The organism is Mucilaginibacter sp. SJ (genome assembly GCF_028993635.1).
Lineage (GTDB): Bacteria > Bacteroidota > Bacteroidia > Sphingobacteriales > Sphingobacteriaceae > Mucilaginibacter.
Genome location: NZ_CP118631.1, coordinates 752265 through 767040, shown reverse-complemented (window position 1 = coordinate 767040; position 14776 = coordinate 752265). Strand labels below are relative to the sequence as shown.

Sequence of the window (14776 nt, the reverse complement as noted above, 5' to 3'; positions counted from 1 at the left end):
AAGCGGGGCATTAACAATTTATTGCCCCGTCATGGCTTTGAAGGTTACCTTTCCGATATTATCGGGTTTGCCTGTTACGGCAGATGTGATAGAACCAACTAATTTCCCATTCTTTTTAACAACCGTAATTTTGCGGAACGTGTAATTTCCTTTTTCGTAATCAAAAGTTTCACCGTCATCGTCATATAAGGAATAAACACCGGGCTTTTCGCCGTAATACCTGATCTCGACATCTATCTTCTGCCCTGCTTTTGGCGTGTGCAACATTACAGGCATCATGGGGATGACCCCGCCATCCTTTACATAGACAGGGATTTTATCCAGACCTGGCGTAACACTGATCACTTCGCCATTGCCTGCATACTTCCCGGTATAAAAATCATACCATTTACCTTTGGGTAATATCACTTTCCTGCTGGTTTCACCTGTAAATACCGGGGCTACCAATAAATATTCGCCGGCCATATACTGGTCTTTCACTTCTTTAGTTATCGCTTCTTCATAAGGGTTTTCTTCCAGGTTTAGCTGTTTTTTTTCGGTTTTGGCTTCAGGGTTTCCAAAACCTTCTTCCATATACATAGCCCTGAAAGGCGGAATCCCTTCAAAATGATATTTTGCGAATTCGCTGTACCAATATGGCATCATTTGCATCCGCAGATTAGCCATGGTTTTTACTTGCTCGGCTACTTCGGGAAACGACCATGGTTTAGTGCCGCTTGCCCAGGCATTGATCATGGTCATAGGCGAAAATACATTTGACTGAAACCTGCGCAGCCATTCCTCGCCTGTTTTGGATGATCGTACTTCAGGCGTCCATAGCACACCGGCAAAGCCGCTGTTCACCAGCGCGGTGATGAAGTCGCGGTGATCATAATAATCGTTATAAATTACGTACGGAAATGATGATCCGCCCCCATTCGATGCGCGTACAAGGCCAAATGTACGCTGGTTGCGCTGATGAAAAATTTCGCTGGTATAACGCTGCATCATCAACCCATAGGTTTGGCGCATTTGCTCCGCAGCATGGCCCGACGGAAAAACAGCTACGTCAGGCCATAAGTAATTGTCGCCTCCGTCAACCTCATCCATTTTATACCCGCTGATGCCGATATCAATCTTGCCTTTTTCCAGTTCGCCGAAAAAGATATTTCTGGCTTCAGGCATGCTCAGGTCCGGCACTACACCGTTCCAAACCGTATGCGACCCACTGTAAGGTAAAATACTTTTATAAACCGGCGCTTCGGGCGATACGTAAGGGTTAGTCCATAAATTAAGCCTGATGTTCTTTTTCAGCATCTCCCGCACAAAAGTTTTCGGATCGGGAAACCGACTCGGATCCCATTCAAAAGTACAGGGGTACGATTTGCTTTGCCAGCCGGGTTCAAGTCCTATAAAATCAAGCGGGTATCCTTTATCTTCAAAAGCCTTTGCTTCATCTTCAACGCCCTTTGCATCAGTTAAGCGCTGCATGCGCTGGGTAAAACCTAATCCCCAGCGTGGTGGCAGACAGCCGCCGCCATTTAATAAATTATAACGCCTAACCGCATCCAGCATAGTAGGCCCGGCAAATACGTAGATCTCGGTACCCGCGGCAGGCACCAGCATTTCCACCCCGTCCGAATATGGGTGTGAACTCCATGTTTTATCAAGATTTCGATCTTTTACTTCGGGAGGCACCTTACTGTCCCGGCTTACCGCCGTACCGGCATATACGTTGATATATCTTGCCGAATTAATAAACACGCCATAGCCCTTTGATGACACGTAAAATGGCGTCGGTGCATGTGTACGTCCATTATCTTTACCGGCATAATTATCAACATGAAGAGTAAGTACCTTTCCCCGTTGAAATACGGTTTGAAAATTTAAACCGAACCCGAACAATTGTTCTTTTTTTTCGAGAGGGAACCTGAGATAGGTTTTGCCATCCTGTAACCGCCCGGTAATCTCTTCCCGTACGAGAGGAAAGCCGGCTGCGGGCATTTGCTGTAAACCCGCATGATAAGGCTGTGCACCAGAGGCTTTCAACAGATCAAACTCTTCGGGCTTGCCGATAACGCCTTTCCAGATCCCGGGCTCTACCTCCGTCCAGCTTATTGATTGCGCATGAAGCGATACAGTAAAACTTAAAAACAAACAAAACAGCAAATAGTACCTTAATTTTTTCATGATATTACCGGGGAATAACAGTGTACGTTTTACCTTTTTGAGTAGTAAACTCAATTAAATGGCCTTTATTAAATGTGATGTCAGGAAGTTTAGCGTTGTCCGCTTTTTGATAAGCAGGTATTGCGGGAGGAGCGTTTAAGACATTATTATTGGCACCAACAGTGATCTTGCTGCTTACCTCCACAATTTTCACAGGGATAGGTGTACGTAACCTGCAATTCCCCCCTGTGTTTGATTTGATGATCGCTTTGCTTAATTTTCCTTTTTTCCAGTCGATAGTTACCTCAAAATTTCCACGTGCTTTGATTCCTTTGATACTGCCATCGGGCCAGGCATCGGGCAAAGCCGGTAATAATTCTATTTCACCATCCTGGCTTTGCAGCAGCATTTCGGTTATGCCGGCTGTTCCTCCAAAATTTCCGTCTATCTGAAAAGGCGGATGCGCGTCAAACAAGTTAGGATAAGTGCCACCGCCGCTCATTTGGCCTTTCGTTTGTAAAGGATCCATGTAATTAAATGCGACCGCCAATATTTTATAAGCGTGGTTGCCATCGTGCATCCGCGCCCACCAGTTCACCTTCCAGGCCATTGACCAGCCTGTACTTACATCGCCCCGGTAAATCATAGACTGCTTTGCGGCTGCGGCCAATTCTGGTGTATTAAATACAGAGATTTGCCGCCCGGGAAACAGGCTGAACAGATGTGAAATATGCCTGTGTGTATCCGCCGTATCATCCCAATCTTTAAACCATTCCTGCAATTGACCATGCTTGCCAATGTGAAACGGATAAAGTTTATTATACGCCTCCTTTATCTCTGCGGCAAACACTTTATCAACACCCATAATGTCTGCACTGCTGATACAATCCTGAAACAATTCGCGGATGATTGACATATCCATGGTAGAGGCCATACTTACCAGGTATTCTTTACCATTGATCTTTACGGTATTCTCGGGCGATGTGGATGGGTTTGTTACAAGATAGCCCGTATTAGGATCGGTAACCAGCCAGCGCAGCATAAATTGCGCGGCATCTTTCATAATGGGATAAGCGGTTTTACTTAAAAAAATTTTATCGCCGGTAAAAAGGTAATGATCATACAAATGAAGGCTCATCCATGCCCCGCCCATTGGCCAGGCCGACCACCTTACCGAGCTTTTTGGGTCCTGGTCAAAATGACCAACGGTTGATGTTTTGGCCCAGATATCGGTATTATGATGCTCAACCCATCCTTCATTGATATCATAGTTCACTTTGGCGGTAACTTTCCCATTTACTGCAAGCTCTTTTAAAAAATCAAACAAAGGCTGGTGACATTCTGAGAGATTGGTATTCTCGGCCAGCCAATAGTTCATTTCGGTATTAATATTGGTGGTATAATTGCTACCCCATGGTGGTATTACCTGGTCGTTCCAGATCCCTTGTAAATTGGCAGGAGCACTTCCCGGCCTTGAGCTGGCAATAAGCAGATAGCGCCCAAACTGATAATACAGGGTTTGCAGCTGTTTATCAGGTTTTGCTATATCAAAGTTCTTAAGCCGTTCGTCTGTAGGCAGCTTTATCATTTCGGCATCAGCGCCCAAATTAAAATCCACGCGTTTAAATAAATGCCGATAATCGGCAATATGCCTTCGCTTAAGCTGGTCATATGTTTTTTGCTCTGCAGCCAAGAGGTTCCTGTCGGCCTCAATAGCAGGGTTTTTACCCTGTAATCCAGGCGACTTGTTAAAGCCATTAAAACTGGTGGCCTCAGTCAGATATAGGATAACCTCATTTGCACCACTAACCTGCAGCGCATTATTAACGGCACGTACTTTACCGCCATGGTTTTTTATTTTAAGGTTGATGCGAAAATTCATACCCTCGCATTTAGGCTCGTCATAAATCACTTGCCGGGGCTCATAATCGCGGTTTGCCACGTAGGTAGGTGCCTTTCCATTCAAAATCAATTTATTAGCACCGGCGGCCGCAACACTAAAGCGTAATTTACTTTGCAGGTTAGCGGTAAAGCTTACAGCACCCTTTTTATCGGCAGTGATCCGCACGAGCATTACCTTGTCAGGGTAGCTTATAAATGTTTCACGCGAAAAATTAACCCCGTTAATCTTGTACCTTACTGTGGATACCGCGTTATTTAAATCAAGATCGCGATGATAATCAGTGGAGGTGCTGTCGGCCGGGTTAAAATCGAGTAACAGATCGCCCAAGGGTAAATACCGCGCGGTATATGGCCCCTGTAAGTACTTTTTCCAAATGGCGGCAGCCTTATCATAGTCACCATCAAACACAGCTTTACGTACTTCGGGCAGATGCGCAGGCCCCTGAGGATTGTTTCCCGCTTCGGGGTAGCCCGACCAAAGATTATGATCATTCAGTTGAAAACGTTCATGATTAACGCCGCCAAATACCATAGCTCCTGTAGTCGCGTTACCGAGAGGCAGCGCTTCTTCCCAGGCAACAGCCGGTTTGGTATACCAGAGTTTTAAAGCAGCACTATTGCTTTGTGTTTGAGCAGTAGCAAGTTTAGCGCTTATTAAACCTGCAAAAACTAAATACCTTTTAAGCTGATGCATAACTCAGAGATTTATAAATACGGTTTGTAATCCCGGCGATTGTACACCAACAACACTTTTGCCGTTTTGGGTTTGCACTTTTATAATAACGCGACCGTTATAAGCCTGCACTTTTCTTGCCCCGCTTGATGTGCCCAGATCATCCTGTAAGATGCCGTCTCCGCTTAAGGAAAAACTGATCCAGTTAACAGCATCGAGGCATTGGATCCCATTTTTATCCAAAACTTTAACCTGTACGGTGGCAAAACCGTTTTCATCGGCGGTTTTCTCAACTATCAGTTTAGCGGGTTTATCCCATTTGTCGGTTTGATAAGCCTGGGTAATTTCGTCGGTTACTATAACTTTTCCTTTTTTAGCTACTACGCGGATATTATTGCTTCCTTTTTTGAAGGTCACTACCCAGCGCAGGCCCGCTGCCGGAAAATCCTGGCTGTTTCTCTTTTTTATACCATAGCTTTTGCCATTCAAAAAAAGCTCGGCGGTTTCACAGTTCGAATATACTTTAACCACTTTTTGCTCTCCGTCGTTTCCCCATCGCACAGGCCAGGTGTGCCCGTAAATATGTGCCATTGGTTTGGCTGTCCAATACGACTGGAAAACGTAATAAGATTCCTTTTTGGTCATATCCCGTTCCAGAACTCCCTTTTGGTTCATATACGGTATCGGATTATCAGGCCGTAATGGTGTAGCAAAATCTTTGAATACCCAAAAGGCCGAACCGGTGAGCCAGGGCATTGTTTCCTGCTCTTTTAAATGCCAGTCGAACAAGTTGCAGATATAGCTTTCGCTCCAGTCGCCATCTTTTGAAACCCTTGAATCTCCGCCCGAGAGTGACGCATCGCCTGCACGTTCATCGGCCCCTCCCCCTGTTTTAATATTTACAAATGCCTTGTCCGGATCTTCAGAATGGCGCAAAGCATGGCTATCTCCTCCCCACTCTGCATGAAAAAAGTGATTTACTTTATTAAATTCATCAAGGGTGGTTTGCTTATATTCGTTATAAGTACCGCGGTACCAGCCAGCCCATATAGAGGGCGAATACACATCAACAATATCCTTGCAAAAATCACAGCGACGAATAGTGGTTTTACGGGACGGGTCGAGCCTGTGGACAAGATCATTTTGCTCGCTCATAAAGGCCCTGATCTTTGCTTTATCAAACTCTGGAAAATCTCCCTCCCAATCGTTCTCGTTCCCAAGCCCCCATAAAATTATAGCCGGATGATTATAATGCTGCTCAATCATGTTGGTGAGCATTTGCCGGGCCTGGTTCTTGTAAACCTCGCCCCCTAAACCACCGCGGCACCAGGGCTCTTCTTCCCAGACTAAAATTCCCAGGCTATCGCACAGATTAAGTACAATACGCGATTGCTGGTAATGCCCCAGGCGAATAAAATTTACGCCCATATCTTTCATCAGCTGCATTTCCTGCCTGATCATGCCCTCTGTCATGGCGGCGCCAACACCAGCCTGATCTTCATGCCGATGGGTGCCCCTTAATAACAAGCGCTTACCATTCAGCATAAATGGCCCATGATCCACAAATTCAAAATTCCGGAACCCTATTTTTTCTCTTTGGGTGAAAGTACTACCATTGGCACGCGCAGTAACCTCAACGGTATATAACACCGGATGATCTGGCGACCATAATTGCAGCTTTTTCACCGTAAATGAGCCGATAGACGATTGCCCTGCTGTAGATGATAGGTTATATTTTGATTGCTGAATAACCTTACCCTGCGGATCAATGATCCTGATATCACCTTCGGTCGAATTAATATTTTTAGGATCGTACGCTCGGACACCTACATTTAACCTGCCTTGCTGGCCATCTTTATCAACCTCTGCTTTGACAAAAACCTTATCCAACGAAACAGCCGGTACGTATACCAAGTTGACGTACCGATAAAGCCCGCCATAAACGGTAAAGTCCGATAAGCGGGAAGGAATACTTTCCAAATCACGCGAATTATCACACCTTATCTCAACGGGAACGTTGCCTTTAAATTGGGTTTGGCAGATATCAGTTTGCTTAAAGTCATCAATAGCTTTTGTTATATCAACTGTCCATTCATCATACCCTCCCAGATGCGAACCTACTTTAATGTTATATACATAAACCTCAGTCTTTTGTCCGGCGCCTTCAAAGTGCAATAACGTACGCCCTCCTTTATAAGGGTTATTAATGCTTAACTGCGTGCGGTACCATCCGGGGCCCTGGTAATAGTTCACATCGGGGTCAACCGCGTCACGTGCATTAAAACAATGCGGAAGTGTTACTTGCTGCCAGTGCGGAACATCGTGCGGAATGCCCTTATCTTCGGGACGAATAGCCTCCCAAATGCCGCCTAAATCGCGTTGTATAAATTCCCATCCCGTATTTAAACGGGTACTTTGCTGCGCGAATAAAAGGTTAGTACTTAAAACACCTATCATTATTAAATACAGCCTTAAATTTTTCAACTGCATATTAACGGGTGATTAGTTTGTAAGCCACTACCTTTTTTCCGAAAAACGTTGGCACATACAAAATATGATTAACGGTATCGTAACCTAAATCGGCAGTATTCATCTTTTGTGGCTCCGAATCAAGCAGGGTTTCTATTTTACCATCGGCAGTTACGTAAAATATATGGCCCGACCAGCAGGTGATCAAAAAATCGCCATTGCCTACAGGTTCAAGACCATCTCCTCCGCAACTGAGTGTAGTTATTTGGATTAAATTGCCTTTACTATCTGCTTTCATGAACTTCTGTCCACCAAGAATATAAAGATCATTATTGATAGCCTTAAGGCCGTTTACACCATTTACATTCGTTAAAAAAGTAGTTACCTTACCCTTTTCAATCCGGTGGATCTTTTTGGTTTTACTATCTGATACATAAACTATTCCTTTGTCATCCACAGTAATGTCATTTAGCATTTTTGCACTGTCAACAGGGATCTTACTAATTACTTTGCCGGTTTTGATATCTATAACAACAACCTCCGACAGATCAGCCGCATACAATTGATTGCCAACCCGCCCAAGGCCTTTAGGTGAATTTATACCGGTGGTAAAGTCGAGGTTAATGATCTTTCCATCCAGTCCAATCTTAGCAATCCCACCTTTGCCATCAACAGCGCTGGGGTTCCCTTCAATTTCTGATACATATAATATCTTCTTTTTAAAATCCGGTAAAACCGATTCGGGGATCCGAACAACGGTATCAGTTTCCCAAAGTTTTTCTAATTGGTGTGTTTGTGCAAAAGCGCCTTGTACCATAAATGCCATTAAAACGGGCAATGTGCATTTCAATATTTTTTTCATAGTCATTGTTTATACATCAAGATAGAACTTACAGCACAACTGATTGCGTTGCACCATCTTTTATCCTGTATTTAATTACTTTGCTACCCTCTGTGACAGTAATAAGTAGCTTTTCTTTGTTTTGCCTTGAGACCTGAAGATTGAAAACATGACCAAATGCATGAATATTATTCAAGGTCATCTCATTCCATCCGTTTGGTAAACGGGGTGTACAATCAAAATTGCTGAAACCTGTTGGCCTGATGCCGAATAAGCCTTCGGTAAAGATCCGGCAATAAAGGCCGCTTTCGGCTGATAAATGCCTTTGATTACCCTCGGGATAGGCTTCTACCGGGTAAGGCACGTGCTCCCCTAACAACCTCCTGCGTGAATAATACCGAAGATATTCCACGGCCTTTTCGGTTTTACCTGCCTGTAATACACCCCGAAGGGCGTACAAGGTAGAGCGGTCCCAAAAGGTTTCTTTGCCGGCCTGTGTGGCTAAGCCATCGGCCGTCCACAAGCTGGGCGAAAACAGGGCTTTGATGGTTCCTTCGCTGCGGTTTAAAATACCCATAGTAAGCGGCAGGCAAATCCAGGCACGCAGTACATCATTGGTTTCGTAGTATCTGTAAGTTTCAAAGCCCCCGATAGTTGCCCCGAAGTATTTTTCGATATTAATTTTAAGAGCCGCAGCCTGCTTTAAATATTCATCTGTTTGTGTTTTGGACTGATGCAATTGTTTGCCAAGATATACGGCGGAGATCAAAGCATCATAATAAAGACTGTTGGTCGAAAGGTTGGCCTTGCCAGATGGAAAGCGCCCTTCCAGTTCATCATGATCGGATGTAACTACACCCTGTTCATTCAGTTTCCGGCGACTATATTCCAGACACCAGGTTATGAGCGGCCATAGTTTTTTTGCAGAGTCGGGTTTACCATAAGCTAATGCATACCTTGATGCGCCATAGGCTATCATAGCCTGATCGCCACGATCGCCCGCCCCTTTCCATACCGCATCGCCCTCGGCCACAATTGAACTGGGAATTGGTTTGTATTCCGGGTTCATATATTTTGCAAATAACCGGTAACAGTTCATGGCCGACAGGTTACCGATGCTATCTCCCGAAAAAGCGAAGAAAGGACTAATATATTCGGCCTGGTCATTAGCCCAAATGGCCGCATAATATGCAAGCCCGCCAGGGCCATGCAGGTATCCAACTTTGGTTTTGTAAATGCTCTCCGTTCCCCTGATCTTGGCGAAAGCGAATGCGGTATTCAATAAGGTGTCAGGGGTTTTTAACTGCAAGGGTAATAAAATGGTATTTATACGGTTTTCCCGGGCTCTTTCTTCAGCATCAGCGTCAATTTTAATCGCTTGGGCAGGAAAATCCGTAGCCAGGTAATAAACTGAAAAGGCGGCATTTGCTCCGGGCTGTATCACCCTGCTGCCAGGATCAACAGAGCCGCTGATCACCGAATGGGGCCTTACTTTACTTTTAGCACTATCTGTCCTAACTTCACGCCGCAAATACTCCATGCTAACGGTAACCGGCTTGTCCGTTATATTGGTAAACACAAACTTTTCAATAACCATTGGTTTATCTACAGATGGAAAGATACTCCGGTCTATTTTCACCAGCGCAGGATTACCGGCCATGGCGGCTATCCTCATGATCCCTTTATGACTGATACTTTTGATATTGTACGAAAGATCGCCTGATTTCTTCCCGTTGGCCAGATCTGTCTTTAGCTTACGGTTATTAACAAAAAAACGCGGCAGTTCGTTGTCCTGAAATGTATAATCGATGTGAGTGCGGGTGCCATCAGGCAGCATCCTGAATGTGGGGAAAACAACAGTTCTTGAAACAGAGGCGCTGCCGGTACTATCTAATCCATACTGCACCCACACGGATGCTTTCTCGCCCGACATTTCAATATGATCGGTATGGGGTAAGCGGCCATTAATAGTCCATTTTATACTTCCATCAGATTGGATAACCCAGCGGTCTGTTTGTGCCGGTAAAGCAACCTCCTGAGCGTAAATCACGCAAGGGAACAAAAAGACCAGGCAGCTTAAAAATATTTTATGTTTATCTATCTTCATATGTTGGATTCAATTTCCCATTAATGCTAATCTAAAATGGCTGTACCCGCTTTCACATCAGCAGACAGGTCAACCTTTTTTTGTATCCCAGGTGTTTTATTTTTCAGGAGATGAACATTATTACTCGCAGTGCCTTCAACACGCACAAATGCACCCGCAGATCCGGCAACGGCAGTATTATTTATGCGAGCACCTGCAACATTCTCTAACCTTATTACAGCCTTTGCACCTGTAGTTTCAGGAATTATGCAGGAATTAAGTTCAATGTTTTTTCCGTCCTCACAGATTAAAGCGGGCCTGAGATCATTATTACCCAATGTAAATTTTATATTATCGAGTTTTAACCCTTCTATGTGCCTGGCCCATACACCATAGGCAGGCACAAGCGGGCCAAATGTTTTTACTTCGGGGTATTTGTCAATAGCTTCAGGTACAATCTGCCGGGCATTTTCTTCGCTTCCACCTCCCGCCAGATTTATCTCAATGTTTTTTAATGTTAGCCCTTTAATGTCATGCCCGGGAATTCCCGTTATCAAAATGCCTGATGGCGGCATGAGTTGCGCGATATCTGCCGCTTTTGCCTTTACATTTTTAATGGTTACGTTTTCAAGCGTACCAATTGGTTGTTGCGTATCCTGATCTTTGCGGAATACACTTAACCTTGCCCCCAAACGGATCAGGATAGGTGTTTTTACTTCAACCATAGTAATATCATCAATTTCGATATTCCTGATATTCGCCCCATCTACAGAAAGCAGCTTGATCCCGCCGTTAGCCGTATCATAGATGTAACATTTTGAGATCCTGATATTCTCAAATGGCGCCATAGATTCGGTACCGATCTTAATGGCCCCCTGCCCACTTTTTAATCTCAGACCTGAAATCACAATATCCCTGCAAGCCATTTTACTTGATGTTGTTTTAAAACATAAGGCATCGTCGCCGCTTACCACATCGCAATTTTTAATAGTAACATCCTGGCAGCCATCTATATCCATCCCATCGTTATGAGCAACGCCCCGGCTTTCAATTTTTACATTTTGAATATTTACCTGCTTACATTGAAAATAATGCGAGGTCCAGGCGGCCGAGTAATTTAAAGTAACGCCCTGTACAAAAACATTTTGGCAGCGTACAACGCGTAATAAAAACGGACGCCTGCCCCAGCGTTGTGATTCGGCCCGGGTATCAGTTAAGATTTGCTGCGCTTTCAGTTTTACCCCTTGTCCGTCAATAACCCCCTTGCCTTCAATGCTGATATTCTTTTTATCAACCGCAACAACCAGCGCCCAGCCTACGCTAATGCCCAACCCCTCAACAAAGGGATCAAGGTTCCGGTAATCGTTAATATCGGTGCTTCCTAATAAAACAGCTCCTTTATTCAGGTGCAGGGTAATATTGTCATTCAATGCAACTGTACCGGTTAAAAATACGCCTGATGGAACAACAACCTTGCCGCCGCCACTTTTATAGCACACGTCAATGGCATTTTGAATAGCCGCTGTATTTAATGTTGTGCCATTACCCGTAGCTCCATAGGCTGTGATATCTACATCCGCGGCAAACAAACTGCAATCAGATGCCAGAAGTGTAACACCAATGCACAACAATAACCTTGTTAGCCTGTACATGGTTATTTCTTCCTTTCGGCCTTAAGCATTTCTGTTCCGGCCAATAATAAGGCACCTAAGCCATGCGTATCGTTCAGTTCGGTTGGGCGCGTGTAATAAAATTTAATGGCTGTATCCATATTAGTACCAATGCAAACATCTTGTAGCTGGCCATCGGCAGTTATTTTTGAGGTTAAACCTTTCCACCCTTCGCGGGCTATGGCTATATATTTATCATTGATCCAGCCCTGGTTTACAGCCCTTGCTACTGCATAAGTGTACATAGCAGTAACTGATGTTTCGAGATATGAATCGGGTTTATCCAGTAACTGGTGCCATAAACCGGTTTGGTCCTGGTAACGGGCGTAACCTACAATTTGCCTCAACAGCAACTTGATCAGTTCAGCACGTTTAGGATGGTTTGCAGGTAAATTGTTTAACAGCTCAACCTGTGCCATGGCTATCCAGCCATTGCTGCGGCCCCAATGGCCTACACCATTGGTTTGATCATCAGCATAATAATTATGAAAAAACAAGCCTGTGGCCGGATCATAAAGGTACTTGTTGAAATTCTCAACTTGTTTAATAGCATCATCAAAATACTTACTATCGCCGGTAAGTTTGCCCATACGTGCCAAAAAAGGGATACTCATGAACATATCATCGGCCCAAAGCGTACCAAAGCGGGGCTGCGGACGAGCAAGCGTACCGTCAGGAAGGCGCATTTGTTTTGTCAAAATATAGGTGGCAGACCTTTCTAAATAAGCCTGATAATCTTTCCGGTGAGCAAGTGCGTCCACATCAAACAAACCAGCCGACATTGCACCACAGGCATCGAGATTGGTTATATTGAATACAGAACCATATTCAACCTTGCCGGCTTTTGCTTTATAAAGCGTTTCAAAATAACTGAGGTTATCAAAAATAAATGTAAAATTACGCTGGGAATAATCTGAATATTTTTTGTCGCCAAGCACATCAGCCGTTTGCACCATGCCTATGGCTAAAACACCATTTACGTAAGCCCATTTATTGTATTTACTATCGACCTTAATATCTGTCGATGGAGCTAACCCCTTTGTAGAATTATACTTTTCGTTTGTTTTGGAATTGACAAACTGGAAAGAAGTTTCCTTAATAATATTATCAGCAACCCGGCGTACAATATTTTCAGTATTAACGTCCTGCCCAAACGCTGCCGAAGCATAAGCAATAAGTAACAAGTATAAAAATGATTTCATTTTAGCTGTTTTTAATTTGATTATTATGTGTTTTTAATAGCCGTCTTCTTTTTGTTTTTATCTCGGACCGCCTTTACCTGTGCCTCGGTAATTGCACTACTCTTGTTACCGAAGCTTTTCCGTACATAGGTTAACACGTCTGCAATTTCCCGGTCTTTTAAAAAATCGTGTGCAGGCATCACGTTTGAATATGATTCGCCGTCAATATCAACGTTCTCCGAAAACCCGTTAAGCAGCACTTTAATTAATTGCTCATGACTGCCTGTTATATAGGATGTTTTGATTAATGGAGGGTTCATATTAGGTACACCTCCTCCATCGGCCTGGTGGCAGGTTAAGCAATGATTTATATAGATAGCTTTGCCATTTGCCATAGAAACGGCAAGATTCACAACAGGCTTTGCATTTGTGTTTGCCTTGGTTTTCACTTGCGCCATGAGCTGGAAGCAGCTAAAAGCAAAAAGAAGGGTCAATAAATATTTAGTCATTTGTTTACTACTTTTTAAGATAGATAATACGGTATATGGTACCTTTTGAATCATCTGTAACATATAATGAACCATCCGCACCCTGTGCCAGACCGCAGGGACGATGGTCGGCACGCCCGGCCGCTGTTTTTTCCGGAGATCCTGAAAAACCGTCAGCAAACACTTCCCAATCACCATCAGGCTTACCATTTTTAAATGGCTGAAAAACTACAAAGTATCCGGCCTGCGGCTCGGGAGCCCGGTTCCATGAGCCATGAAAAGCTATGAAAGCCCCGTTTTTATATTTTTCCGGGAATTGGTTTCCGTTATAAAACAACAAACCGTTGGGAGCCATATGGCCGGGATAGGCGACGACGGGATCAAGAAACTTAGCATCAGCCTCTTTTTTTCCGTCGCCGCCATATTCAGGGGCTTGTATCTTTTTATGCTGAATCTGGTCATAATACATATATGGCCAGCCTGCATTATCGCCTTTTTTAAGGGCATACAAACATTCGGCGGGTAACTCGGCCGACTGCTTGGTGGTATACAACTCAGGCCATGAACTATTCAGGTTATCCCTCCCATGTTGCATTACAAAGAGCTGGTTGTCCTGTTGGTTCCAGTCCATACCTACCATATTCCGTAAGCCGGTAGCATACCTTACACCATCGCTATAAGTTTGGTTTAATTTATCAGTTTTAAACTGCCACACCCCACCCATCGAATCCAGTATCGGGCATCCCGGTATACCGGGCGAATGCAGGCCGCGATCCTTTTCCTGGCATGAGTTAAACCATGCACCTATATTTACATAGATATAGCCATCATTATCCAAAGCAAACGATTTGGTTTCATGCTGCCGGCCAGCCTTTAACCCGGTAATGATTTTTTCCGGCTGATCGGTGTTAATCACTTCATTGTTGCCATTTACCTTATACCTGAAAACTTCGGTATTTGACGAAGCATAAAGGTACCCGTTCTTTAAATAAACTTCTGTGCCTCCATAGGTCCCGAAGCCCGATTTAAGCTCGGCTTTACCATTAGGTGCTTCATGTAACACTAAAATACTCTTGCCTTCTTTATTGGGTTTAGCAAGCTTTACGTAAATATCGCCCTGTGGCGTAACTACTAAATGCCGGGCCTTTGCACCCGTTTCGGCAACTTTCAGGGCACCGAAACCTGCAGGTAATTTTAAACCGGCGTTATCGGCATCGGGCACAACTTCTGATCCCGGTTTCAAGGCATAAAGCATTATGCTCAACGGCAGGATCGTAAGAATTATCACCCATTTAAATAGTATACTTTTCATGCTGTT

General features: G+C 44.2%; 9 protein-coding genes. All 9 read right to left on the bottom strand.

Annotation, left to right across the window (positions count from 1 at the left end; translation table 11 throughout):
- Positions 1-18: 18 nt before the first annotated feature.
- Genes MusilaSJ_RS02995 through MusilaSJ_RS02955 form a run of 9 tightly spaced genes read right to left on the bottom strand, consistent with a single transcriptional unit; the run spans position 19 to position 14770 of the window.
- On the bottom strand, positions 19-2169 hold the full coding sequence (locus tag MusilaSJ_RS02995) for a glycoside hydrolase family 31 protein (protein ID WP_274988597.1): 2151 nt from the start codon (positions 2167-2169) through the stop codon (positions 19-21).
- Between the two features lie 4 nt (positions 2170-2173).
- On the bottom strand, positions 2174-4744 hold the full coding sequence (locus MusilaSJ_RS02990; RefSeq protein WP_274988596.1) for a glycoside hydrolase family 95 protein: 2571 nt from the start codon (positions 4742-4744) through the stop codon (positions 2174-2176).
- Positions 4745-4747: 3 nt separating this feature from the next.
- Entirely contained in the window at positions 4748-7180 is a 2433-nt protein-coding gene (locus tag MusilaSJ_RS02985) for a glycoside hydrolase family 2 TIM barrel-domain containing protein (protein ID WP_274988595.1), read from the bottom strand.
- A gap of 34 nt (positions 7181-7214) precedes the next feature.
- Positions 7215-8054: an SMP-30/gluconolactonase/LRE family protein gene (locus MusilaSJ_RS02980; protein WP_274988594.1), complete on the bottom strand. Its 840-nt coding sequence runs from the start codon at positions 8052-8054 to the stop codon at positions 7215-7217.
- Positions 8055-8082: 28 nt separating this feature from the next.
- Positions 8083-10140 (bottom strand): glucosidase family protein, encoded by a 2058-nt coding sequence (locus tag MusilaSJ_RS02975; protein WP_274988593.1) that lies wholly within the window; start codon positions 10138-10140, stop codon positions 8083-8085.
- Between the two features lie 26 nt (positions 10141-10166).
- The gene (locus MusilaSJ_RS02970; RefSeq protein WP_274988592.1) at positions 10167-11771 is read right to left on the bottom strand and encodes a glycoside hydrolase family 28 protein; all 1605 of its coding nucleotides are present in this window, start codon (positions 11769-11771) and stop codon (positions 10167-10169) included.
- Between the two features lie 2 nt (positions 11772-11773).
- The gene (locus MusilaSJ_RS02965) at positions 11774-12991 is read right to left on the bottom strand and encodes a glycoside hydrolase family 88/105 protein (RefSeq protein WP_274988591.1); all 1218 of its coding nucleotides are present in this window, start codon (positions 12989-12991) and stop codon (positions 11774-11776) included.
- 23 nt (positions 12992-13014) lie between these two features.
- Positions 13015-13479, bottom strand: coding sequence for a c-type cytochrome (locus tag MusilaSJ_RS02960; RefSeq protein ID WP_274988590.1), 465 nt, complete (start codon positions 13477-13479; stop codon positions 13015-13017).
- Between the two features lie 7 nt (positions 13480-13486).
- Complete coding sequence (locus MusilaSJ_RS02955) at positions 13487-14770, bottom strand: PQQ-dependent sugar dehydrogenase (protein WP_274988589.1); 1284 nt, start codon at positions 14768-14770, stop codon at positions 13487-13489.
- Positions 14771-14776: the final 6 nt, after the last annotated feature.